General features: G+C 64.8%; 27 protein-coding genes and 1 pseudogene. 11 read left to right on the top strand and 17 right to left on the bottom strand.

The window, feature by feature from the left end:
• Positions 1-45: 45 nt before the first annotated feature.
• Positions 46-408, bottom strand: a complete 363-nt coding sequence (locus H9532_RS00475) for a hypothetical protein (RefSeq protein WP_296364689.1) — start codon at positions 406-408, stop codon at positions 46-48.
• A gap of 387 nt (positions 409-795) precedes the next feature.
• Between H9532_RS00475 and H9532_RS00470 the strand changes: the two genes are divergently transcribed.
• Positions 796-1,473, top strand: coding sequence for an esterase (locus H9532_RS00470; protein ID WP_296364687.1), 678 nt, complete (start codon positions 796-798; stop codon positions 1,471-1,473).
• 14 nt (positions 1,474-1,487) lie between these two features.
• Here H9532_RS00470 and H9532_RS00465 read toward each other — a convergent pair whose 3' ends face one another.
• Complete coding sequence (locus H9532_RS00465; protein WP_296364685.1) at positions 1,488-3,029, bottom strand: iron ABC transporter permease; 1,542 nt, start codon at positions 3,027-3,029, stop codon at positions 1,488-1,490.
• 128 nt (positions 3,030-3,157) lie between these two features.
• Here H9532_RS00465 and H9532_RS00460 point away from each other — a divergent pair, with 128 nt between their 5' ends.
• Positions 3,158-4,231 (top strand): extracellular solute-binding protein, encoded by a 1,074-nt coding sequence (locus H9532_RS00460; RefSeq protein WP_296364787.1) that lies wholly within the window; start codon positions 3,158-3,160, stop codon positions 4,229-4,231.
• Between the two features lie 199 nt (positions 4,232-4,430).
• Positions 4,431-5,027, top strand: a complete 597-nt coding sequence (locus H9532_RS00455) for a Crp/Fnr family transcriptional regulator (protein ID WP_296364683.1) — start codon at positions 4,431-4,433, stop codon at positions 5,025-5,027.
• 3 nt (positions 5,028-5,030) lie between these two features.
• On the opposite strand, the gene H9532_RS00450 is transcribed toward H9532_RS00455, so the two are convergent.
• The 6 genes from H9532_RS00450 to H9532_RS00425 all read right to left on the bottom strand — a co-directional run bounded on the left by H9532_RS00450 (position 5,031) and on the right by H9532_RS00425 (position 8,963).
• Entirely contained in the window at positions 5,031-5,273 is a 243-nt protein-coding gene (locus H9532_RS00450; protein WP_296364681.1) for a hypothetical protein, read from the bottom strand.
• A 38-nt stretch (positions 5,274-5,311) separates the two neighbouring features.
• Positions 5,312-5,740: a hypothetical protein gene (locus H9532_RS00445; RefSeq protein ID WP_296364679.1), complete on the bottom strand. Its 429-nt coding sequence runs from the start codon at positions 5,738-5,740 to the stop codon at positions 5,312-5,314.
• Between the two features lie 9 nt (positions 5,741-5,749).
• Positions 5,750-6,583 (bottom strand): sulfite exporter TauE/SafE family protein, encoded by an 834-nt coding sequence (locus H9532_RS00440; RefSeq protein ID WP_296364677.1) that lies wholly within the window; start codon positions 6,581-6,583, stop codon positions 5,750-5,752.
• Positions 6,583-7,098: a rhodanese-like domain-containing protein gene (locus H9532_RS00435; protein ID WP_296364674.1), complete on the bottom strand. Its 516-nt coding sequence runs from the start codon at positions 7,096-7,098 to the stop codon at positions 6,583-6,585. Before H9532_RS00435 ends, H9532_RS00440 begins: the two co-directional genes overlap by 1 nt.
• Before the next feature lie 40 nt (positions 7,099-7,138).
• Positions 7,139-8,266 carry a rhodanese-like domain-containing protein gene (locus tag H9532_RS00430; protein WP_296364672.1) on the bottom strand — a complete coding sequence of 376 codons (1,128 nt, stop codon included), beginning with the start codon at positions 8,264-8,266 and terminating at the stop codon, positions 7,139-7,141.
• Positions 8,267-8,333: 67 nt separating this feature from the next.
• Positions 8,334-8,963: a class I SAM-dependent methyltransferase gene (locus tag H9532_RS00425; protein ID WP_296364669.1), complete on the bottom strand. Its 630-nt coding sequence runs from the start codon at positions 8,961-8,963 to the stop codon at positions 8,334-8,336.
• A 28-nt stretch (positions 8,964-8,991) separates the two neighbouring features.
• On the opposite strand from H9532_RS00425, the gene H9532_RS00420 reads away from it, so the two are divergent.
• Positions 8,992-9,330 (top strand): metalloregulator ArsR/SmtB family transcription factor, encoded by a 339-nt coding sequence (locus tag H9532_RS00420; protein ID WP_136643897.1) that lies wholly within the window; start codon positions 8,992-8,994, stop codon positions 9,328-9,330.
• 18 nt (positions 9,331-9,348) lie between these two features.
• On the opposite strand, the gene H9532_RS00415 is transcribed toward H9532_RS00420, so the two are convergent.
• The 3 genes from H9532_RS00415 to psbA form a co-directional block, all read right to left on the bottom strand.
• The gene (locus H9532_RS00415) at positions 9,349-9,720 is read right to left on the bottom strand and encodes a hypothetical protein (protein ID WP_296364662.1); all 372 of its coding nucleotides are present in this window, start codon (positions 9,718-9,720) and stop codon (positions 9,349-9,351) included.
• 298 nt (positions 9,721-10,018) lie between these two features.
• The gene (locus H9532_RS00410; RefSeq protein ID WP_296364660.1) at positions 10,019-10,648 is read right to left on the bottom strand and encodes a DUF3365 domain-containing protein; all 630 of its coding nucleotides are present in this window, start codon (positions 10,646-10,648) and stop codon (positions 10,019-10,021) included.
• A gap of 106 nt (positions 10,649-10,754) precedes the next feature.
• Complete coding sequence (gene psbA / locus H9532_RS00405) at positions 10,755-11,834, bottom strand: photosystem II q(b) protein (protein WP_296364658.1); 1,080 nt, start codon at positions 11,832-11,834, stop codon at positions 10,755-10,757.
• 112 nt (positions 11,835-11,946) lie between these two features.
• Between psbA and H9532_RS00400 the strand changes: the two genes are divergently transcribed.
• Positions 11,947-12,411, top strand: a complete 465-nt coding sequence (locus tag H9532_RS00400) for a DUF3122 domain-containing protein (RefSeq protein ID WP_296364656.1) — start codon at positions 11,947-11,949, stop codon at positions 12,409-12,411.
• Here H9532_RS00400 and hemN read toward each other — a convergent pair.
• Positions 12,397-13,758, bottom strand: coding sequence for an oxygen-independent coproporphyrinogen III oxidase (gene hemN, locus H9532_RS00395; RefSeq protein WP_296364654.1), 1,362 nt, complete (start codon positions 13,756-13,758; stop codon positions 12,397-12,399). The two genes, H9532_RS00400 and hemN, sit on opposite strands and share 15 nt — an antisense overlap.
• Positions 13,759-13,802: 44 nt before the next feature.
• The gene (locus H9532_RS00390; RefSeq protein WP_296364652.1) at positions 13,803-14,495 is read right to left on the bottom strand and encodes a biliverdin-producing heme oxygenase; all 693 of its coding nucleotides are present in this window, start codon (positions 14,493-14,495) and stop codon (positions 13,803-13,805) included.
• Between the two features lie 97 nt (positions 14,496-14,592).
• Here H9532_RS00390 and H9532_RS00385 point away from each other — a divergent pair, with 97 nt between their 5' ends.
• Complete coding sequence (locus tag H9532_RS00385) at positions 14,593-14,916, top strand: hypothetical protein (RefSeq protein WP_296364650.1); 324 nt, start codon at positions 14,593-14,595, stop codon at positions 14,914-14,916.
• 53 nt (positions 14,917-14,969) lie between these two features.
• On the opposite strand, the pseudogene H9532_RS00380 reads toward H9532_RS00385, so the two are convergent.
• From H9532_RS00380 to H9532_RS00365, 4 genes and pseudogenes are all read right to left on the bottom strand, one after another.
• A pseudogene (locus H9532_RS00380) lies at positions 14,970-15,665 on the bottom strand (long-chain fatty aldehyde decarbonylase).
• Between the two features lie 20 nt (positions 15,666-15,685).
• The gene (locus H9532_RS00375) at positions 15,686-16,567 is read right to left on the bottom strand and encodes a fatty acid desaturase (RefSeq protein WP_296364648.1); all 882 of its coding nucleotides are present in this window, start codon (positions 16,565-16,567) and stop codon (positions 15,686-15,688) included.
• Complete coding sequence (gene acsF, locus H9532_RS00370; RefSeq protein ID WP_296364646.1) at positions 16,564-17,613, bottom strand: magnesium-protoporphyrin IX monomethyl ester (oxidative) cyclase; 1,050 nt, start codon at positions 17,611-17,613, stop codon at positions 16,564-16,566. Before acsF ends, H9532_RS00375 begins: the two co-directional genes overlap by 4 nt.
• Positions 17,613-18,065, bottom strand: a complete 453-nt coding sequence (locus tag H9532_RS00365; protein WP_296364644.1) for a hypothetical protein — start codon at positions 18,063-18,065, stop codon at positions 17,613-17,615. Before H9532_RS00365 ends, acsF begins: the two co-directional genes overlap by 1 nt.
• Positions 18,066-18,190: 125 nt before the next feature.
• On the opposite strand from H9532_RS00365, the gene H9532_RS00360 reads away from it, so the two are divergent.
• From H9532_RS00360 to H9532_RS00340, 5 genes are all read left to right on the top strand, one after another.
• A complete protein-coding gene (locus tag H9532_RS00360) occupies positions 18,191-18,496 on the top strand; it encodes a metalloregulator ArsR/SmtB family transcription factor (protein ID WP_296364642.1) in 306 nt (101 codons plus the stop codon).
• Complete coding sequence (locus H9532_RS00355) at positions 18,496-19,122, top strand: pentapeptide repeat-containing protein (RefSeq protein WP_296364640.1); 627 nt, start codon at positions 18,496-18,498, stop codon at positions 19,120-19,122. Before H9532_RS00360 ends, H9532_RS00355 begins: the two co-directional genes overlap by 1 nt.
• 219 nt (positions 19,123-19,341) lie before the next feature.
• Positions 19,342-20,187 carry an ion channel gene (locus H9532_RS00350; RefSeq protein ID WP_296364638.1) on the top strand — a complete coding sequence of 282 codons (846 nt, stop codon included), beginning with the start codon at positions 19,342-19,344 and terminating at the stop codon, positions 20,185-20,187.
• A complete protein-coding gene (locus H9532_RS00345) occupies positions 20,184-20,831 on the top strand; it encodes a methyltransferase domain-containing protein (RefSeq protein ID WP_296364637.1) in 648 nt (215 codons plus the stop codon). Before H9532_RS00350 ends, H9532_RS00345 begins: the two co-directional genes overlap by 4 nt.
• Positions 20,832-20,886: 55 nt before the next feature.
• On the top strand, positions 20,887-22,404 hold the full coding sequence (locus H9532_RS00340) for an NAD(P)/FAD-dependent oxidoreductase (protein WP_296364634.1): 1,518 nt from the start codon (positions 20,887-20,889) through the stop codon (positions 22,402-22,404).
• Positions 22,405-22,408: the final 4 nt, after the last annotated feature.

Here is a 22,408-nt window from a genome sequence, read left to right as displayed (position 1 = left end):
CAGTGCGTATAGCGCTGGTCGCACGCTAACGAGAGTTGGCCCGGTTCACAGGCCGATCTTCACCTTCACCGGTGCTTTGGGCTGCACATCCACTTCCATGGGTTGCTGTTCACTCATGTCGATCTGAATTGGATTGGGATTACTGACCTCCACCTGAATGGGTTTGGGGTTGTTCACGCTCAGCTTCACCGGCGACTGCTCGGTGACCTGAACCTTCACGCCACCGGCATGGCGCATGTCCACCGGGTCAGGCATGTCCAGTAGGCCTTTCACCTGTCCGGACAGCGTGAGCGGTTCGGCAAAGCTGAGCACCAGACGCAACTGGATCGGGTGCTGGCTGCTGCGCGATAGAAGGCCCATCAGCATGGCGCCAAGCGCCAACACGGTGATGGGCCAACGCAGTTTCAACCAGTGAGGATCCATGAGACTGATCAACCAGCCGCCATTCAAGCGACTGGGTCAGTGGGCTGCAGGTGCGCGGATTCAGCGCCGACCAAGCAGCTCCTCCCAGGTGGTGGGTTGGTGGGGCGATGGGTGCTGATGCTGGGGTTTGGGGCGATGAGAGGTGGTCTGAGGTTTGTGCGTGGGGATGTGAATCGTCATGGTTCTGTTGCGCGTTGAGTTATCTGTCGCTTTGCCTCGATCACAACCGAGATGACGGTTGTCTTGAGAACGGATGCCGTTCAAACTCCCTCTCAAGGGAGAGCGGATCAGGCGTGAAGGGATGCGGCGCGTTGGTGCTCGCCGATCGGTTCACTCCATCACCATAGACCCTGTCAACTGCCAGCGCCACACGTGCCTGCTCAACCCGTGCTGATCCTGGGGGGATTTCTGATCACCGAAGAGGCCTATCAGCCGATGTGCAGCTGGCTGAGGCAGCAGACGCAGCAGCCAGTTGAGCTGGTGCCGGCCAACCGTTTCGATTGGCTGCTCACCTCGTGGGCCTGGGGTTGGCGGCGCCTCTTGGATCGGGCGGCGGCACAGGCAGAAGCTCTGGCGGCCCGTTCAGCCACCGGCAAGGTCACGCTGATCGGCCACAGTTCCGGAGGCGTGATGCTCCGCCTGTTCTTGGCGGATGAAGCCTTCGCCGGCCGCACCTACAACGGCAAGCGCTGGACCGATCGGCTGTACACCCTGGGGAGTCCCCACACGGCGGTGCGGGCCACACCGCTGCGGCAGATGGTGGATCGCCGCTACCCCGGCGCCTGCTTCGCCGATCAGGTGCACTACATCTCGGTGGCTGGAGCGCTGGCTGAGACGGATGGCTCTGCCCTCAGTCAGCGCATGGCTCCGGGCTCCTATCAGGCCATTGCCGGCCGCCGTGATCTGGAGGGGGATGGCCTGGTGCCGGTGCAGTCAGCCCTGTTGCGCGGTTCGGAGCTGATCACCCTGCCGGGCGTGGCCCACGGGGGTGCCTTTGGCACCCGTTGGTATGGCACGCCTGAGGTGGTGCAGCAGTGGTGGCGGGGCTGAGGGAGAACCCTTGCTCAGCTGCGCTCCAAGCGCTCCAGGTTGGGGATCAGGGCCATGGCGGCCAGGATGCCCAGGGCCAGGATCAACAGGGCCGGCACCAGGGCTGCACCCACCCGTTCATCGCTGGCGTATTGGTACACGCGCACGGCCAGGGTGTCGAAATCAAAGGGGCGTAGGGCAAAGGTGAGCGGCAGTTCCTTCACCGTGTCCACGAACACCAGCAGGCCCCCGACCAGCAGGGGGCCGCGCAGCAGGGGCAGGTGCACCCGTTGCAACACCCCCAGCCAGCTATTGCCCAGGGAGGTGGCCGCTTCATCCACGCTGGGGGGAATCCGCTCCAAGGCGGCGTCGAGTCCGCCCTTCGACACAGCCAGGAACCGATCGCTGTAACCCCACACCAGCAGCAGCAGGGGCGCGAGCGCCAGGGGGCCGCCGATCAGCATCAGGGCCAGGGCCAGCACCGTGCCGGGGATGGCGTAGCCGAGGCCAGCGATGAAGGTGAGCCGCTGCAAGACGGCATTGGGAATCCAGCGCTTGGCGATGGCCAGCAGCAGGCCGCAGCCCACGGTGAGGGCTGCAGCCAGTAGGGCTAAACCGAAGCTGCGGCTCCCGAGAGCCAGCAGCTCTGTGGTGTCTTCTGTACGGATCTGATCCCAGCTGAACCCAGCCCAGATCACCGGAAGCCCCAAGGTGATCAAGGGCGGAAGCAGGCAGAGGCCCTGGCTCAGCCAGCGCCGTTGCCCCACGAGGCGCCATTGGGGGTCGGCATCGCCATCGTTTCCGAGATTCCAGCAGCGGCTGCGCTGGCGCAGGTTGCGCTCCGCGCCCACCAGCAGCGCCACGATCACCAGCGCCATCAGGGCCAGGGCCACGGCACCCTGGGGATCGCCATCTTGCTGCCAGCGGTTGAGGATGCCGGTGGAGAGCGTCGGTACACCGAGCAGCTGCACAGCACCGAGCTCGTTCACCACCTCCATGCCTCCCAGAGCCACGCCAGCGCCGATGGCCGGCAGGGCCATGGGCAGAGCCACTCGCCAGAAGCTCCCCCAGGGGCCAACCCCAAGGCTGCGGCAGGCCTCCAGCTGGCGGCGCCCGCTCACCGAGAAGCTCTCGGTGGAGAGCAGAAACACGTAGCTGTAGGTGCTCAGCACCATCACGATCAAGGTGGGGGTGAAGCCATGCACCCGCACACCGAACCGGCTGCCGAGATCAATCCAGGTGGCGGCCAGCAGATAACTGGGGGTGGCGAGAGGCAAGAGCTGGGCGATGCGCAGCCAGCGCCGGCCTGGAAAGGCGCATCGCGCCGTCAGCCAGCCGGTGGCGGTGCCGAGCAGGGCGGTGAGTAGACCCACCAGGGCCACCAGGGCAAGGGTGTTGAGCATCTGCTCGGCGCCGCCGTAGCCCAGGTCGAAGCGGGAGCCCTCACCGGCATCGAAGGCAAACCAGCCCAGGCTCAACACCGGCGCCAGGGCCAGGGCGCACAGCAACAGCACGCCCACCGCCAGCAGGCTGCGCTGAGGACTGCGGGATGGGGCCTGTGCGGGAAGGGGAACCATGGGCAAAAAGCCTACGGGGCTTGGGCTTTGCACCTTTTGGTGTGACAAAAGTCACACCCGCGGGTGGGCAATGATCGCTGCCCCTCTGGAGGGCACTTTCTGCTGGCCATAGTGCCCACATGCACGATTTGCCCCCCTTGAAGTTCCCCGTGTTGCGATCCCTGCGCCAGCCCGAATCGCTTGGTGCCCTTGCTCTGTTGGCGGTGAGTGCCACCGGTGCAGCCATTGCGGCGATCGGCGTGGAGACAGCCCAGGCCCAGAGCCAGGAGATCGGTGTGTACTCCGGGCGTCACTACAACACCGACAAAGAGCTCTACCGCCAGTTCACCGCCCGCACCGGGATCAAGGTGAAGCTGCTGGAGGCCAAGGATGACGCCCTGATCGAGCGGGTGCGCACCGAAGGCAAGAACAGCCCAGCCGATGTGCTCGTGCTGGTGGATGCCGCGCGGCTCGACAAGGCTTCCGACATGGGTCTGTTTCGCCCCAGCCCCTCCGCCACGCTGATGCGTGATGTGCCGCTCAATCTGCGTGACAGCAAGGGCCGCTGGTTTGGGTTGACCCGCCGGGTGCGGGTGCCGGTGGTGAATCCCAAGCTGGTGAATCCAGCCAGCATCCGCACCTACGCCGACCTGGCCAATCCGGCCCTGAAAGGCAAGCTCTGCCTGCGCGACAGCAAGAGCGTGTACAACCAGTCGCTTGTGGCGGATCAGATGATCCTGCGGGGCGATGCCGCCACGGCGAAGTGGGTGAAGGGGATGACCGCCAATGTGACCAAGCCTTACTTCACGTCCGATACGCCCTTGATCCGCGCTGTGGCCAATGGCGAGTGCGGCGTGGGCCTGGTGAATACCTATTACTTGGCTCGGATGCTGTCGGGGGATAGCGGCGCTGCCGACAAGGCGATGGCGGGCAAGGTGAAGGTGGTGTTCACCAATCCGGCGCACGTGAACATCTCGGGTGCTGGGGTGGTGAAAACCTCCAAAAACCCCCAGGCCGCTCTGAAGCTGATTGAGTTTCTGGCCTCACCCACCGGTGGCCGCGGTTACGCCGAGGCCAACAACGAATATCCGCTGAAGGGCTACGGCAATAACCCGATCCTGAAGCGCTTCGGCACGTTCAAGTCCGACAGCGTGTCGGCGGAGCAGATGGGCGCCAAGAACAAGGCAGCCGTGCAGCTGATGGCGCGCAACGGCTGGAAGTAATTCCCGGCGCTGTAGGCGGGCTGGCGCCCGCTCAGCACGGCACACGCCGCCCGAGCCGCCCGCTCGAGGCGGCTTTTTTGTGCTCACCCAGGCACGAGCCTTCGCAGTTGCTAGTTGTTATTGAGAATCGCTTGCAAAAAGCGCCGAGCTTCTCTACATTGCGACGCATTCGCAATTAGCCCCTGCTTTGGCTGGGTCCATGAGCTTCCGTTTCCTCCCCGAGTCCCCCGTGAATGCCGTGCGCATGCCGGTGGGGCAGACCGTGCTGCTTGATCCCTCCCTGCGCCCCGAGGGCAGCTGCATCGAGGTGCTGGAGGGCATGGCCCGTGTGTATTGCCCCTGTGAGGAAACCGAGGGCATGACCCTGGCTTTCCTTCAGCCCGGCGATCAGCTGCGCACCGATCGTCTCTGCAGTGAAGGGGTGTGCGTGGAAGCCCTCACGCCGCTGCTGTTCAGCACCGAGGCGGTGCCCGCTGCCGAGGGCGGTTTTGACCCTGTGAATGAGTGGACGCTGCAGCTGCTGCGCATTCGCCATCTCGGCAACGCCGAGCAACGCCTGCATGCCCTGCTCAGCCTGTTGGTGCGCCGCCTGGGGCGCCGCTGTGGCGACTGGTGCGATCTGCCGTTCCGCCTCACCCACGAGCGCATCGGCGAGTTGATCGGGGCGACTCGGGTCACCACCACCCGGATGATCTCCAAGATCCGTCAGGCCAACCTGATCGAGGTTCCTGCCGGCGACACCTGCCTGCGCCTGGCGCCGGCCCTGGTGGAATCGGCGCCGCTGGCGGCGGCCTGAGGATCACTCCGCCAGGTCGTCCGGGAATTCTCGGCGGTGCAAAGCCTTGAGCTGCTCGGCCTCAAAGCGCCGGCGGTCTTCCTCTTGCAGCCGCAGGGCCTTCGCCATCGGGCACCACTCTTCAAACGGGGGCTCATTGAGCGTGTAGCTGCCGAACTCGGCTCGCATCCGCTCCATGCACTCCAGGGAGCAGTGCTCCGGGAAGCGCGGGCAATGCTTGATGGGCTGCGTGGTTGGCTCAGGCATGGGCTGATCAGCAGCGGATCAGCTTGATTCTCGATGGCTTAAGCCATGGTTGTGACGTTGATGGTTTTGCCAACCGAGTCCGGCAGGTTTTTCGAGATCGGACACAGCTTCATGCGCTCTTGCATGTAGGAGATCGCTTCTTCGTTGGCGCTGGCGTCTTGGTCGAGCCGGATGCGGAAATCCCCGTCCACGTGCTCGATGATCCAGTCAGTGCTGGTGGTGACCTTGAAATCAGCCTGCACCTGCTGCAGGGCGATTCCTTTTTCACGAGCGTTGGCCACCAAATAGAAGTGCTGGCAGAGCAGCAGCGAGATCAGATAGATCCGAAAGCCCGGCATGGAGAGGCTGAGCTGCTGCGGCTCCCAGAGGCCCGAGTCGCTCAGGAACTCCACCACGAGATCGGTGGTGCTGCGCTCGGGTGGGCGATGGCTGCTGCGCAGCCGGAAGCGGAAGGTGCGTTCGCTCATGGTTGTGGATCAGAGGAGGGGGTCGCGGCGTGCAGCCGAACGTTGTGGCACCGTTTGTTGGGCCTGTTCCTCGCGCTCGGCGGCTGGCTGGCGCTTCCAGGCCTCCAGGCCGCTCATCAGGGCTGACCCGATCAGCAGGATCGAGAACCCTTGGCGTAGGCGGCGATCGCTGAGATGGGGCGCGAGACGTTGACCGACCACGGCCCCCAGGGCACCGCCGGCGAGCAGGGGCAGCATCAGCGGCAGGCTCTGGGCCGGCCAGTGGCCGAGGGCGCCGAGGGCCACCAGGGCATTCACGGCAATTAGCAGCAGGCTGGTGCCACTGGCGAGCTGCATCGGCAATCCCGCCAACAGCACCAGGGCAGGCACGATCGCAAAGCCACCGCCCACGCCCGCGATGCCGGTGAGCAGGCCCACGAGCACCCCTTGAATGGCCAGGAGTGCCGGCCTGGCTTTCACGGTTGCGGCTTGGGAGGAGTTGCGGGTGAGTAGCCACGAGGCCACCAGGGCCGCGGCGGTGAACACCCCCAGCTGCACGGATTCCGCAATCAGGCCGGCCTTCACCCAGCTGCCCCCCAGCCAGCTGCCAGCCAAGGCGGGCACCCCAAGGATCAGGGCGGGGCGAAGGGCGAATTGGCCGCGGCGCACATAGGGCCCCAGGTTGGCCAGGGCCAGCAGCATCACCACCAGGAGGGAGAGAGGAACGGCTTCGCGGGTGGGTAACGCTGCGCCGCTCACCAGCAGGGGCAGCAGCAGGATCGAGCCGCCAGCACCGAGCACCGAGAGCAGAAAGCCGATCAGGCCTCCGCCGAGGCCCAGTAGGAGCAGTGCGCTCAGGGCCATCAGATCGACACCTTGTTCCAGGGCATCACCGCCAGGAGCCGGGCCATGCCGCAGAAGCCGCTCACCCCAGCGAAGGTGAGGCCAGCGCCCACAAACCAGGTGAGGGCGATCCAGCCGGGCGCCACCACGTTGCTCAGGATCAGCCCCAGCAAGATCAGCGATCCAGCGGCGATCTGCACCTGACGCATCAACGGCAGGGGCGCATTCTTGAGCTTGCGCACCGGGTAGCCGGCTTGTTGCCAGTTGGGTAGGCCGCCGGCCAGATCCACCACAGGATGGGGATGGCCGCGATCGAGCAGGCGGTTGAGGCCCTGGGCGCTGCGATTGCCGCTCTGGCACACCAGCACGAGGGGGCCCTGGGGGAGGTCGGCCTGGTGCAGGCGGCTCAGGGGCACGTTGATGCTGCCGGCGATATGGCCGCTGGCGTATTCCATCGGTTCACGCACATCAATCACCGTGATGCGCTTGCTGGCCAGTTGATCGGCGAGGTCTTGGGCGGAAATGCTGGTGGTCATCGGATGACAACAAGAGTGAGGTGGAGAAACAGGACGTGGCTCAGAGCGCAACGGCGCCGGCCAGGGGGTAGCCCTCATCGCACCAACGGCTCAAGCCGCCGCGCAGATTGGCGATGTCGGCGATGCCCTCCTTGAGCAGTTGCTGCGTGGCCAGGGCCGAGCGGCTGCCGGAGTGGCAGACCACCACCACCGGTTTTCCGCTTGGGATCTCCTGACGGCGCTGCTCCAGTTCCGGCAGGGGGATGTTGAGGCTGCCGCTGATGTAGCCATCAGGCCCCTGCAGCTCCTCCGGCGCGCGCACATCCAGGATCGTGAGCTCCGGCAGGTGGGCGGCCACCCAGGCGGGTGAGAGCTCGGGCAGTCCGGCATAGCTGCGTTGCACGGGGGCCCAGGCGCTGCGGGCTTCCGCTTGCCGTGGCCTGCCGGAACGCATGTTTCCGGGCAGAGCCTCGGCGATCTTGTGGGGGTGAGGAAGCTTCATGTTTTCCATGTGGCCCACGAAGTCCCGTTCGGTGGCGGCGCCGCCGAGGCGGGCATTGAAGGCTTTTTCCTCCGCTACCGACGACACCGTGCGGCCGGTGTAGTCATGTCCGGGATACAGCAGGCAGCTGTCGGGAAGACTGAAGATTTGCTCGGTGATGGAGCTCCAGAGGGTGTGGGCGTTGCCCTGTTGGAAGTCGCAACGGCCGCAGCCCCGCACGAGTAGGGCATCGCCGGTGAAGGCCATCGACTGGTCGTCGAGCACGAAGCTGATGCAGCCGTCCGTATGGCCAGGGGTGCTGCGCACCTCCACAAACCGGCTGCCGAAGGCCACGCGATCGCCGTGCTGCAGGGGCAGGGTCACGTTGTCGGCGCGGGCCGCAGCGGATAAGCCAATGGCGCAGCCGGTGGCCTCGTGCATCAACCAGCTGCCGGTTACGTGGTCGGCATGGGCGTGGGTGTCGATCGAGGCCACGAGCTCGATGCCCAGTTCATGGATCAGGGAGAGGTCGCGGCTGTGCTGCTCGAACACCGAGTCGATCAGCACGCCTTGGCGGCTGGACACATCAGCCAAGAGATAGGTGAAGGTGCCGGTGGCGGCATCGAAGAGCTGGCGGAACAGCAGGTTGCCGCCGCCAGCCGCCGCGGCGAGGGAGACGGTGGTCGCAGCGGCGGTGGACGCAGGCATGAGCAATCGGTCACACACTGGTATGACGATACACGCATAGCCCCATTGCCGCAATGGGTGGATCTGCTCAGTTGCGCTGGGGCTTGCGGCCGAGCGCCTGCACCACGGCGCTTTGGCCGCGGTGGTATGGACCTTCCTCGATCCAGCGTTCCTGCTCCCTCAGCACCAGCCAGTCCAGCCCTTGCAGTTCCAGGCGCAACTGATCGGGTTCGATCAGAAGATCTGCCGTCGGTGGGCCGCCGGTGCCAAGAGTCAGCTGGCGTGGGGTGTAGGCCTCCAGGATCAGGTGGCCTCCAGGGCGCAGTGCGCGGACCGCATCGGCATGTACCCGGGCGCGTAGGTCTGGCGGCAGGTGCATCCAGATCGCTACCACCAGGTCGGTGCTCTCCGGTTCGAGCTGGAGGTCGTTCAGGTCGCAGCAGAGGCAGTGGATCGCCACGCCGCGTTCCTGCGCCAGTCGTTCCGCCCGGTTCAGTCCCACCGGACTGAGGTCTTGTGCTGTGACGCTGTGTCCGAGGGTCGCCAGGTGCACAGCATTACGGCCCTGGCCCTCCGCCAGGCAAAGGGCCTCGCCGGTCTGCAGCTGCTGTGCCTGCTCCCGGAGGAAGTCATTGGGCTCGCAGCCATAGGCCCAGTCCGCTTCGGCGTAGCGGTTGTCCCAAAACCGGCGTGGATCCATCGGGGTTGATGCGGGCATAATGCGTCTATCGTCATAGGTGATAGTGATGGCTGCCCCAGGGTCCATGCCGTCTCCTCAGCTGCTTGAGGAGTACAGCCAGTTCTTTCGGATCCTGAGCGAGCCGGCCAGGCTGCAGTTGCTCTGCCATCTGAAGCAGGGGCCCACCGATGTAGCCACGCTGATCGAGGCAACTGGCTTTTCCCAGTCGCACATCAGTCGGCAGCTCGGGCAGTTGCAGCGGGCTGGGCTGGTGCGCTGCGATCGCGATGGGGCTCGCACGATCTGGCAGGCGGAGGGTGATCTGGTGGATGAGCTGTGTCATCTGGTGCAGGGGCGCCTCAGACAGCGGCTTGAAGCGCAGCTGCAGCAGTTCAAGGCGGCCTGAACGGGCGATCAGCCCGGATCAGCAGGCTCCGAACAGGCGTGCATCCGCCTCCAGAAACAGGGCATAGGTGTCGGCATCGTCGTGGCCGGACACGGCAATCGATACCGTCTGGCGCGGCGGGCAGACTTCCACGGCAAGGGCGACGGGCTTGCTGTTGTGCTGCGCGTGATACGTGGCGCTGCTGCAGTCGCTGGAATAGAGGGTCGCTGCGTCGAGATCGAAGCCGATCGCCCGCGAGATCAGCGTGATGCCCGCCAGAGAGCGGGTCAGGCCGGCGTCGGAGCGAATAGCTGTCACGTAGACGAACGGAGCCGTCTCGGGGGGTGCATCGAAGCCCGCCTTGAGGCGCTGCCGCAGCCCTGTTCGAACTGTCTGGAGGAGCTCACGCATGCTGAAGCCAGTGCGCCTGAGGGTCTGATGAATCCCTGGATTGGCAGCAAGATAGATCTGTTCCGCTAGATCTGCCGATTTCGCACTACCGCAGCACTACTCCTGGTGGTTTTGGCTCAAGGTGCGAGACGCTCGGCGTTCCACCCGGGATGCGGTCTGTCGTAGTCGCCGCTTGGATAGCGCCTGGTGGATCAAGGCCAGCAGCTGGCGCTGCCCTGGACGCGATCTGATCGACAGGCTGCGAGAGAAGCCCTTGTGAAGGGCTATCCAAGCGCTGGCAAACCGTGATGACGCTTGCTCAGCCCATCGGCCTCTGCGCCGCCAGCGCAGGCTGAACTTCAGGGATGTAGACGGCGTACATGCCTCGCAGGTCTCCTGGCTTGAAGTTGAAGGCTTTGTCCTGGGGATACTTGTCTTTCACGAAGGCGGGCCGGCTGTCTCGGCTGCCATGGCAGGCCAGGCAGCTGGGCTGCACATCGATCCGCCGGTAGTAGTTCACGCCTGCTCCCTGCTCAGCGCTGGCTGGCTCCCAGAGCCCATGGATTTCGGGGTGCTTGGCGAAGAGATCAATCACCTCGCTCTCCTGGGTGCCGATGGGGGCGTGGTCGGGGTTGCGGTATTTGCTGGCCACCTGGCGCACAGTCCAGCCGTTCTCCCGGCCAATTTCCACGGCTCTCTTGCCTACGGGCATGCACACGTCGCGCATGGTGTTCATGGAGGGCTCTTCCGTGCTGCCCTCAAGGGATGAGGCGAGGGAGATGCGCATGCGATCGAGCTCTTCCATCTGATCCACGGCTTTCGCCAAGACAGCCGGGTCCACGGGAGCGGCCCCCTGGCTGGCCAGGGCGATGGCGGGCTGAATGGTGAGCAGGAGGCCTGCAATCAGCGTGCCGAGCAGGGGCAGCACAAAACGCATGGCTTGTGGCATGGGGGAATGAGCAAGGGAGCAGGTGGTGTGACGGGTGACAACAGAAAAGGGCCTGGTTCAACCAAGCCCTTGTGCCCTGATCAGCTGGGCGGGGTTCAAAGCCCCACTAACCGATCGCAGGTGCTGTGAGAGCCACAGGCTGAACGTTGGTAGCGGCCAGATCGAGCGGGAAGTTGTGCACATTGCGCTCGTGCATCGCTTCAATCCCCAGTCCACCCTTGTTGAGGATGTCGGCCCAGGTTTCAATCACACGGCCCTGGTTGTCGAGCACCGAGTGGTTGAAGTTGAGGCCGTTGAGGTTGAAGGAGAAGCTCACTACCGCCAGGGCGGCAAACCAGATGCCGACCACCGGCCAGGCTGCCAGGAAGAAGTGCAGGCTGCGGCTGTTATTGAAGCTCGCGTATTGGAAGATCAGGCGACCGAAGTAGCCGTGGGCGGCCACGATGTTGTACGTCTCCTCCTCCTGCCCGAACTTGTAGCCACGGTTCTGAGACTCCTGTTCAGTGGTTTCACGCACCAGTGAGCTGGTCACCAAGGAGCCATGCATCGCTGAGAACAGCGAACCGCCAAACACGCCAGCCACACCGAGCATGTGGAAGGGGTGCATTAAGACGTTGTGCTCGGCCTGCAGCACCAACATGAAGTTGAAGGTGCCTGAGATCCCGAGGGGTAAGGCATCCGAGAACGAACCCTGGCCGATGGCGTACACCAATAAAACGGCGGTGGCGGCAGCCACCGGGGCGCTGTAGGCCACGGCAATCCAGGGGCGCATCCCAAGGCGATAGCTCAGTTCCCACTCCCGACCCATCCAGCAAAAGATGCCGATCAGGAAGTGAAAAATGATCAGTTGGTAAGGCCCTCCGTTGTAGAGCCATTCATCCAGGCTGCTGGCTTCCCAGATGGGATAAAAGTGCAGGCCGATGGCATTGGAGCTGGGCACCACAGCGGCCGTGATGATGTTGTTGCCGTAGAGCAGCCCGCCAGACGCGGGTTCGCGCACGCCGTCGATGTCGACAGGCGGTGCAGCGATGAAGGCGAGCACAAAGCAGATCGTCGCCGTGAGCAGGGTGGGGATCATCAGGGTGCCGAACCAGCCGATGTAAAGGCGGTTGTCGGTGCTGGTGACCCAGTCCCTGAAGGCCAGCCAGCGCGATCCACGCGCAGGGGCCAAGGAGGTTGTGGTCATGGTTGCAAAGAGTGCAGGACCGGAAGCCAAGGAGGTCATCCCCTCTTCCTATAACTACACTACCGTTATGAACTCCTAAGCGCGAGATTTCGCCATGCGTATTTCTGCTCAAATGTTTTGGGGCCTCCTGCTGGCCTTGGTTTTCGTGTTCCTTCCAGCCGGCGCCGGGGCGGCGGAGATCCAGCGCTGGGATCTCCGCGATGGCGATGGTGAGCCTTGGGGGCTGGTGGTGTTCCCGCAGCCTGATCCCGCTTACGCCCCGGGCTGGAGGCTGCGGCTCACGGCCCGCACACCTGCAGCGGCCCTGGATCACCATCAGCCCTTGCAGCTCGATGACGGCCTTGGCCACCGCTGGCAGCTCGACAACCGCAGTGCCGAGCTCGTGGCGCCAGGTGAGTCGGCATTGCCGCTTCAGTCGGCTCAGTTCGATCTGGAGGGCCTGCAGCCTCGCCCGAGTGCGGTGTTGCCCCTGCATCTCAAGCTGGTTCTGGCGGATGGGGAGGCAGAGCTTCTGCTCGGCCCCGACCAGGTGGCTGCCCTCAGCAACCTGCCCGCAGCGCCATCAAACCAGCCTTGAGCCCGAGGCGCGTTGCCGCTGCGCTGGATCCAGCACAGCCGCAATCGTGCGGATCAGCCAGCGGCCTTCGGTTGTCACCGTGGCCTGCCCGCGGCCGCTGTGTTCACTTAAGTGCACCAGCCCATCGCCGGCCAACTCCTGAAGCTGTTGCCACTCGAGGGCATAGCGCTCGAGCTCAAGCTCGAGGCTGAATGTGCACATCACCTGGCGAATCAGCTCACGGCGCTCCAGGACCTCCGGATCGCGCACCACCAAGCCTCGTTCCACGGGTAGATGCCCTTCGGCCAGGGCCGTGCTGTAGGCCTTGAGATCACGCTCGTTCTGGGCGAACAGGTGGGGAAATTGGCTGATCGCCGTGGGCCCCACCCCCAGCAGCTCCAGCTCGCCGCCGGTGGTGTAGCCCTGGAAATTGCGATACAAGCGGCCGCTTCGGGCCGCGGCGGCCAGGCTGTCGCCAGCCAGGGCGTAGTGATCCATGCCGATGGCTTCGTAGCCGCCGGAGCAGAGCAGGCGTTGGGCGTCTTCCAGCATCACGATCCGCTCCCGCTGGCTCGGTAGATCATCAGCCGCGATCTTGCGTTGCAGTGGCAGTTGCTCCGGCAGATAGGCAAACGAAAAGAGCGAGATGCGATCGGGGCGTAGCTCCTGCACCAGCTCCAGGGTCGTGCGGAAGCGATCGGGGGTCTGCAGGGGGAGGCCGCAGATCAGATCCACGTTCACGCTCGCGAAGTCTGCCTCCCGCAGCCAACCCATGACCCGCCTCAGCTGCTCGGCGGGCACCACCCGATTCACCGCCTTCTGCACCTCAGGGTCGGCATCTTGAATGCCGAAGCTGATGCGGTTGAAGCCCAGGGCACGCAGCTGCAGGGCCGCATCACGGCTGAGGAATTCGGGATTCACCTCAATCGAGGCCTCCAGATCCGGCTCCAGATCGAAATGGCGCTCGATCAGTTGCCAGAGCTGCCGCGTTTCGTCGGCATTGAGATAGTTGGGCGTGCCACCGCCCCAATGCAGCTGGGCCAGGCGCCGCCGCTGTGGCATCGCCGCGCTGATCAGCTCCAGTTCCTTGGCCAAGGCCGCCAGATACGGCTCCACCACCTTCGAGCCCAGCTGCGTGGTGATGCGGTTGCAGCCGCAATACCAGCAGGCATGGCGGCAGAAGGGCACATGCACATACAGCGACAACGGCGCCGTGGTGGGCTGAGCCAACTGCGCCCGCAGCTCCGCATCCCCCACCGCCGGGGTGAAGGCTGCCGCCGTGGGGTAGCTGGTGTAACGGGGAACCGGCTTGTCGTATTTGAGCAGCAGCTCGATCGGGCTGAGGCTGGTGGTGGCGGCAGCAGGCATGGCAGAGGTGGAGGGTGGGCGTGGGAATCAATGGCGCAGGCGGTTCAGCCCAGCTGGGCCAGCTCAGCCAGCAAGCGCTGGGTGGTGTGGAAGGCCAGAACGGCTTCCTCCAGCAGCTCCTCCTCTTCTTCTGCGGAGAGGTCCATCTCCTCGAAGCCGTCGTGAAGTTGATGCTTGAGGGTGGAGCGATCCTGGTCAAAGGCCCAGAAGTTCAGGGCCGGTCGCTCGTGGCTGCGCAGGATGGCGTTGGCCTGCTCCCCCAGCTGCTGGCCGCCGGAGAGGTCGCCGCCGTAGCGCACATACACATGGGCCATAAAGCGGTGGGGATCCTGGCGGGCCAGTAGCCGGAGCTGCTCCAGCCAGATCGCAGCGGCCGCGGATGGGGGTGTGGCCTCCACCGTGGAGAGCGCGGCTAGATCGTGTTGCAGAGCGGTGGTGCGCTCCAGCGCTGCCCAGGGAATCGAGCGGGCTCCAAGGGCGGAGGCCAGCTCTGGTCCTGCCTGCTCCAGCAGGGCGTAGGCCGGTGCCAGGGCGCGCATCAAGGCGGCCAACTGGCGGGGCGAAGCCTGGCCGTTGAGCAGGGCCCGGGAGAAGACCATGCCCTCCGCCTGGTGATGGGCCTTACCGATGCGGGCATGCAGCTTGCGCACCCGCGGGCCGAAGCCCTTGCGCAGCTGGGCGTCGGCGGGGCCGGCGTGGTCGGAAATCGAAGGCAGCTGAGCTGTGGAATCAAGCATGGATGCAACCGCGGCACCGCGGTGCGAACTAAGCCAACGTTATAACGCTACTGTTGTTACACAGTTCTCTGGTTGTAATTTCGTTGTAACCGCGCCGATGGCTCATCCCTTCGCTTCTCAGCCGTTTCAGTCGCAGCTTGATGTGCAGCTGTTGCTGGCCCCCAGTCGCCAGCTCAGCGGTGATGGTCAGCTGCGCGAATTGATGCAGGAACGCCGCCGCCATCTCGGCGATGGCAGCGGCGGCCTCTGGTATCTGTCGCCGGAGCGCCTGGCCGAGCTCCGGTTTTGCGGTTTGGAGCTCAGCGCGGGCAGCAACGAGGCTCTGGCGATCCGTGAACCGCGAGCGGCGGAGTGGTTGCAGTTGCGCTTCGGGGGGGCAGTTGCAGCCCATCAGCCTGAGCAGCGCCTGGCTGATGGATGAGGCGCTGCAGCTTCCCGCTCCTGTGCCGTTGGCCAACGTCGGCTGAGCGTCGCTCAGACCATGGCCGCCGCGGCCCCGGCCAGAATCCGCCGGGCCGCAGGCGGCTCGAAACCAACCGTTTCCAGCGCCTGCTGGAAGAGCTCACTGAAGCTGGCCAGCAGCTCGATCGGATCCATGCCGATCGCCTGGAGGTCGGCGGCGAGGCTCTGCAGGATGCTGAGGGTGATCGGCAGAGCCCGCTTCGCGATCGCGGCAGCAGACGTTTCCACGGCGGCAAAGCGCTCCCGCAGCCAGCGCTCGGCATAGCCGAGGTGTTCGCCTTCATCCGCGATCACAGCCGCGGTGATCGGTGCCGCATAGGCATCGGCCACGGGGAGATAGTGGCTGTAGGCCGCCACGGCGAAGCACTCCACCACCAGCCCCTAGATCACCAGGCAGCCGGCCAGATCGCCCGCGCGGTCGCGCTCCAGAAACAGGGCGTGCAGGGGCGCGAAGAGCTGCCGGGCTAGCCCCACATCGGGCTTCACCCCAAGATTGCGGCCGCAGCCCACGAAATCGCTGGCGTGGCGGCCCTCCATGGCCGCCAGCCTCTCCAGCTCCTGCTGGTCTTCCGGAATGGCCCTGGCGAGGAGGCGGAAGTGCCGGTCAGCCAGACCTTCTCCCACAACCACCATGCCGTTGATGCGGCTGTAGGCGTTGCGGTAGGCGGAAGAGGTGATGTCGAGCTGTGTTGTGGATGGTGTGGTCATCACAGTGGAAGGGGTGCGGATCAGGAGGGCGAGCCTGCAGCGGCTCGGGTCACCAGCACCGGGGCCAGGCGGATCCGGCGCGCCAGGCCGAGGCGATGCAGCAGGCGGATGTGCTGCCAGGTGAGGTCGACCTCCCACCAGCGGAACCCCATGCGGGCGCTGCTGGGATAGGCGTGATGGTTGTTATGCCAACCCTCGCCGAAGGTGAGCAGCGCCACCCACCAGTTGTTGCGGGAGCCATCGCCGCTGGCATGGCTGACATAGCCCCATCGATGGGTGGCGGAATTCACCAGCCAGGTGACGTGGTACACAAGCACGAGCCGCAGCGGAATGCCCCACAGCACCAGGGGCCAGCCGCCTAGGGCGTAGAGCAGTGCCGCCAGCGGCAGCTGCAGTAGCAGAAAGTTGCGGTTCAGCCAGCGGTAGTAGGGCACACGTTGCATGTCGGGCGTGAGCTGGTGCACGTAGCGCTGGGCCGGCACATCCCGCAGCATCCAGCCGAAGTGGCTCCACCAGAAACCGAGATGGCTGTTGTGGTGGTCGGCCGGATCGTCGGAATGGAGATGGTGGTGGCGGTGCAGCCCCACCCAGTCGATCGGGCCGTGCTGGCAGCTGAGGGTGCCGCAGGTGGTGATCAGCGCCTCCAGCCAGCGGGGCACCGTGAAGGCGCCATGGGCCAGGAGGCGGTGGTAACCGAGCGTGACCCCTACACAGGCGGTGAGCCAATAGAGCACCAACAGCGTGCCGATCGCCTCCCAGCTCCAGAAGCGGGGCAACAACGCCACCAGGGCGAGGGCGTGAATCACCACCATGAACACGGTGGTGCCCCAGCGGCGCCGCTGGCGGCGGGGGCTCACGCTGATGCCTCTCCTCAGCGGCGGCATGCTCCAGAGGGTGGTCATGCCGATACCTCAGCCAGCGGGGCATCGGAACGCTCCATCGGCTGCAGGAACTGGCGCAGCAGCAGGCTGGCGAAGTGCAGCTTCAGCCCGAGTTGGCGCATGGGTTGCGCCTGGCAGGCCTTCATCCCTCGGAAGGTGTCGACCAACTGATCGCGCAGCTCGAAATAGGTGGGCGTTAGCTGATACACCACCGGAAAGGCGCGGCGGGCCGTGCGGTTTGTCTGGCGCATCACCTCCGCATCAAAACGGTCGGGATCCATGCCGAGAAGGCGATAAAAGTTGCCGCGCTCACACACCGTGAGGCTGTGGGTGAGAAACACGCTCCAGAGGAAGAAGCGGCTGAGCAACCGGCCGCGCAGCCCGCTGTTGAGGCCGGGCCAGCAGCGGATCAGCATGTTGAAGATGTCGCCGTGGCGGTTCTCGTCTTGACACCAGGGCTCAAAGAAATCGAACAGCGGTGCGAAGGCGTTCTCGGGATTGGCCTTGAGATGGCGATCGATCAGGATGTAGCGCCAGTAGCCAATCTTTTCGGATAGATATACCGAATAGAGCACCCAATTCAACGGGAACCAGGTCACCGGCCGTTTGCCACTGAGGGACGGCAAATCGATCACAATGCCCTCGGCCACTAGGGCTCGATTCAGAAAGCCCGCGTGGCGAGCTTCATCGCGTGCCATCAGGTTGAACAGGCGGCTGAGCTCAGGCCGTTTGGCGAGCTTGAGCTGGCGGGAGAGTTCTTTGAAGAGCAGGAATCCCGAAAACTCCGACACGCAGGAGCGCACCAGATAGCTTTCATAGGCTTCTTTTTGCTCGGGGGCGAGGTCGCGCACGCGATCCAGGGGCGCCTTGCGATCGAAGTGGTCGCGGTTGTAGTCGGCCTCCATTTCGCCAAGCATTGCCTCGAAGGCGGGGCGCTCCGCATCGAGATCCGTGCGGGCTGCCTTGGCGATTTCGGTTGTGTAAAAGCGCGGGGTGAGTAGGTCTTCGCTCAGGTGCGGGGCAGCCGAGGCCTGGGGAGCGGTGAGCTGGGGAGAGGTGGCAGTCATCAGCGGGCAGAAGCGTTGGAGCGGGCGATGCCGTAGGCCGTGGCATCGGGGCCGTGGCGGTGGTTGGTGAACCAGCTCTGCAGTGCGAGCAACCAGCGCAGGCGTGCCTGGCGATCGCCGGAGGTCTCGAGCAGAGCGGCTTTTGTGTTTTCGACGGCTTGCCGATGCAAGCCGCGGTGTCCGGGGCAGAGGCAGCCCTGCGCTGAGAGCCAGCGTTCCTCCAGGCGCAGTTGCAGGCGCAAGTCCCAGCTCAGCCAGCGGCAACCACGCTCAATGGCCACAGCTTCTGCCGCAGTCCAGGCAGGGTGCATTGGGCCGTGGATCGAGAGCAGTTCAACTAGGTAGGCCTCGAGCCCGTCGTGTTGACGTTCGAGCAAAGGCTCTTGGTCGACCCAGCCCGGCGGCCATGACCAGGGCTTGGCGCGGATGGGTTGAGCGAGCAGCACAGCCATGGAGCAGGCCTCCGAAGCGAAGCGGATTCAGCATATAACGGCAGCATGATCCTGCAGATCACGCAACTGTGAGATCCCTGGAGCGCTGGAGCGCGCTATCTTTCTGCTGCGTGGCTAATGGGGCTATGGAGCACCTCGCTGAATACTTCAAGGTGTTTTCGGAGCCCAATCGCCTGGCGGTGCTTGAGGCTCTCCGGGGCGGCCCGCTCAACGTGACGGCAGTGGTGGAGAAGACCAGGCTCAGTCAGGCCTTGGTGTCGAAGCACCTCAAGCTGCTCACGATTGCCGGTGTGGTGCAGCGCCGGCCGGAGGGGTCGCTGGTGTTTTACGAGGTGAACGACAAGGCCGTGTTCAAGTTGGTGGCCCAGGCCGAGAAGTTGTTGCTCGCCTCGCGCCGTCAGCAGCTCAACGCTCTGGCCGCAATCCTCTAATGGAACCGCAGCCCAGTGACCTTGTTCAGCTGTATGAGGCGTTAGCGGCTGGACGCAAGGATCTTCGCTCTCTGAAGCTTGGGGAGATCGATGGTCTGGACCTCGATCTGTCCGGATGCAACCTGGATGGAAGCTGCTTCAAAGAGGCCCGCTTTGGCCATGCAACGTTTCGAAGAGCGCAGGCGCGTGGGTGTTGCTTTCAGCAAGCATTGATCTGGGGCGCCGACCTTTCTGAACTTGATGCGTCTTCGTCGTTTTGGCATGAAGCTGACCTGTCGGGATCACGGCTCCAGGGGGCCAATTTCAGCCTTGCGCTGATGCACAGGTGTTGTCTACGCGGTGTGGTGGCTGCCGGGAGTCGCTGGCAGGGTGCTCGGCTTGTCGAGGCCGACTTCCGCTCAGGCCTGGATCAACTCACCGACCTCGGTCACGCTGATTTTTCTGGAGCAGATCTGAGCTTTGCACTGCTTCAGGGGGCCAATCTGCATGCCGCCATTTTGAAGGACAGTTGCCTCTACGGAGCCAATCTGGGCGGATGTGATCTCAGGGAGGCTGATCTGCGCGGATGCGATCTTCGGGATACCCAATTGCAAGATGCTCAGCTGGAGGGCGCACTCATCGACTGAGCGCCTCGATCGCGATGAGCCGCCGACCGTCAAGCCATCCCAGTTTCAGGATGGCAGGGCCATGCTCTTGGGTCATCGCCGCTGCGTGGTTTGCGCGTCACTGAATACGATGTGGAAAGGCGCAATGGCGCTAGCTCCTGGGTGTTGGCTCGGATGAAACCGCCCTCGCCAGATCGATCGGTCCAGAGGTTGCGTCGCCGATCCGGTCTCTTGGTCTCGATGGATCGTCGCGGCGGCTGGCTGCGGCACTGGCGTGAGCCTTACCTCTTGGCGCTGGCTATGTCCTGGCCGGCCTTCCTCGTCACGGTGGCGCTGGTCTACCTGGCGATCAATCTGCTGTTTGCGGGGTTGTACTCGCTGGATCCTGCAGGGATCGGTGGTGCAACGGGAGAAGCCCTCAGCTTTGCTGAGGCCTTCTTCTTCAGTGTGCAAACCCTCGGCTCCATTGGCTATGGCGTTCTGCACCCAGTGAGCCTTTATGCCCATCTCGTGGTGACGGCGGAATCCCTCAGTGGGTTGCTGTTCATCGCCCTCACCACCGGTTTGGCCTTCGCGCGGTTTTCCCGGAGTACGGCGCGGATTCGCTTCTCCCACCTGGCAGTGATTCACACCTACAACGGCTCGCCAACGTTGGCGTTTCGCTTGGCCAATGAGCGCCGCAACGGATTGTTGGAGGCTCGCCTGCGGGTGTTCCTCTCGGTGGATGAGGTGAGCGTCGAGGGTCATCGCATGCGCCGTCTGAAGCCGTTGGCTCTGGAGCGTGATCAAGGCATTGCGTTTTTGTTGATCTGGACGGCCATGCATCGCATCGATGCCAGCAGTCCGCTGCATGGAATGGGCCCGGATCAGTTGCGCGAGCTCAATGCAGAACTGGTGGTGGCCTTCTCCGGTATTGATGAAACCCTCGAGCGGCCGGTTCATGCCCGGGCTAGCTGGCCGGTGGAGCAGATCGTCTTTGGCCGCTGCTTTGTCGACATGCTCGAGCATCAGGGCGATACAACCCAGATCGATTGGGCAGCGTTTGATCGCACGCGCCCCTGCTCGCTTTCTGCTGTCGCGTCATGACGTCTCCTGTGCCCGATACCGGTTCCTGGTGGGATCAGCGCTACCTCGACGGCACGGATCGCTGGGAGCTCGGTGCGCCGGCGCCGCCACTTGCACGCTTTCTGAAGGAGCAGGCCCAGGCACCGCAGCCGCCGGGGCGGGTGCTGGTGCCTGGCTGCGGCCGCGGCCACGAGGCAGCGCTGTTGGCTTCGCTGGGCTTTGAGGTGGTGGGGCTGGATTTCAGCGCTGAAGCTGTGCGGGAAGCCCGCCGTCTCCATGGTGAACAGGCCGGGCGCCTGACCTGGGTGCAGGCGGATCTGCTCGATGCGGAGGCGCTGGACGCGGCTGGTCTTGGCTCTGCCAGTTGCGATGGCGTGCTCGAGCACACCTGTTATTGCGCCATCGATCCGGCCCTACGCCAGGCCTACCGCAGCACTGTCGCCAGGCTGCTGCAGCCCGAAGGCTGGTTGCTTGGGCTGTTCTGGTGCCATCGCCGCCCGGGCGGACCGCCCTACGGCAGCGATGCCGACCAGCTGGTGGCTGACTTCACGGCGGCTGGTTTCAGCCAGGAGTTGTGGTTCCCCGCCACCAATTCCGCCCCTGGCCCCGACAACCAACCTCGTGACAACGAATGGCTCGGCCTCTGGCGCCGGGCTGCACACTGAAGGGCAGCGCGAACGAGCGGCCCTGAAAGCCCAGCAGCATCCTGATCTGATCATTGTGGGCAGCGGCCTCGGGGGCCTCTGCTGCGGAGCCCTGGCCGCGCGCCACGGCCTGGAGGTGCTGGTGCTGGAGGCCCACGATCGTCCCGGGGGGGCTGCTCACGGCTTCGAGCGCCGCGGCTTTCAGTTCGAATCCGGGCCGTCTCTCTGGAGCGGCCTGGGGCGCTGGCCTTCCGCTAATCCCCTGGCCCAGGTGCTGCGGGCGGTGGGGGAATCGGTGCCGGTGGTGTCCTACGCAGAGTGGGGGCTGCTGCTGCCGGAAGGCCAGTTGCGCATCGGCGTGGGTGCCGAGCCGTTTTTCGAGGCTGTGCGTCAGCTGAGGGGAGCGGCGGCGGTCGAGGAGTGGCGGGCGTTCATGGCCTGGTTGGAGCCCTATTGCCGCGCCGCCGGATCACTCCCGCTGCTGGCGATGCGGCCCGGCCTGGGCATGGCTGGAGTGTTGGGTGCGCGGGGTTCGGCCACGCTGTTGCGCCAGGCACCGCGGTTGGCTGCGCTGGGTGGGGCCTTCGGGCCGATGGCACGGCGGCATCTGCGCGATCCCTTCCTGCTCCATTGGGTGGAGATGCTCTGTTTCCTGATCTCCGGCCTGCCGATGGATCAGACCAGCGCCGCCGCGATGGCCACCCTGTTCGGCGAATGGTTTGAGCCGAATGCCAGCCTCGACTACCCCCTTGGCGGTAGCGCCGCGGTGGCCGAGGCGTTGGTGCGCGGTTTGCGGCGCCACGGCGGTGAGCTGCGCTGCCGAGCTGCTGTGCGCCAGATCCGCCTCGAGGGCAACCGCGCCATCGGTGTGGAGCTGGAGAACGGCGAGCTCCTTGATGCACGGCTCGGTGTGGTGAGCAATGCCAGCCCCTGGGACACGCTCGATCTTCTGCCCGAAGACGGCGTGCCACGGCGTTGGCACCGGCAGACTGCCGCCACGCCGGCTTGCGCCAGCTTTCTGCACTGGCATGTGGGTCTGCGTGGTGGTGAGGGAGTCGACGCCTTGCCGATCCACCATGTGTGGGTGGGCGACTGGCAGCGCGGCATTGGTGCCGAGCGCAACATGCTCGTGTTCTCCATGCCATCGCTGCTGGATCCGCAGCTGGCGCCGGAGGGCCATCACCTGCTGCATGCCTACAGCCCGGCCAATGAGCCGTGGGAGCTCTGGCGGGATCTGGAGCCGGGCAGTGCGGTCTATGAGGCGCTGAAGGCGGAGCGTTGTGAGATTTTTCGTGAGGTGTTCAGCCAGCTGGTGCCCGATCTGGCCGATCGGATCGTGCTGGAGCTTCAGGGCACGCCCCACACGCACCGTCGCTACCTGCGGGTGCATCAGGGGAGCTATGGACCAGCCATCGGCGCCGATCGTTCGCCATTCCCCGCTGGCAACACGCCGATTGAGGGGCTGCAGCTCTGCGGTGCCGGCGTGTTCCCAGGAATCGGTGTACCACCGGTGGCTGTGAGCGGGGCGATGGCGGCCCACAGCTTTGTGCCTTTGGCCAAGCAGAAGGCCTTGCTGCAGGAGCTGGGGCTCTAGGCGC

Origin of the sequence: Vulcanococcus sp. Clear-D1 (assembly GCF_014654725.1) — a bacterium.
GTDB lineage: Bacteria > Cyanobacteriota > Cyanobacteriia > PCC-6307 > Cyanobiaceae > Vulcanococcus.
The sequence above is the reverse complement of the archived record's forward strand: the minus strand, read 5'-3'. Positions and strand labels throughout refer to the sequence as shown.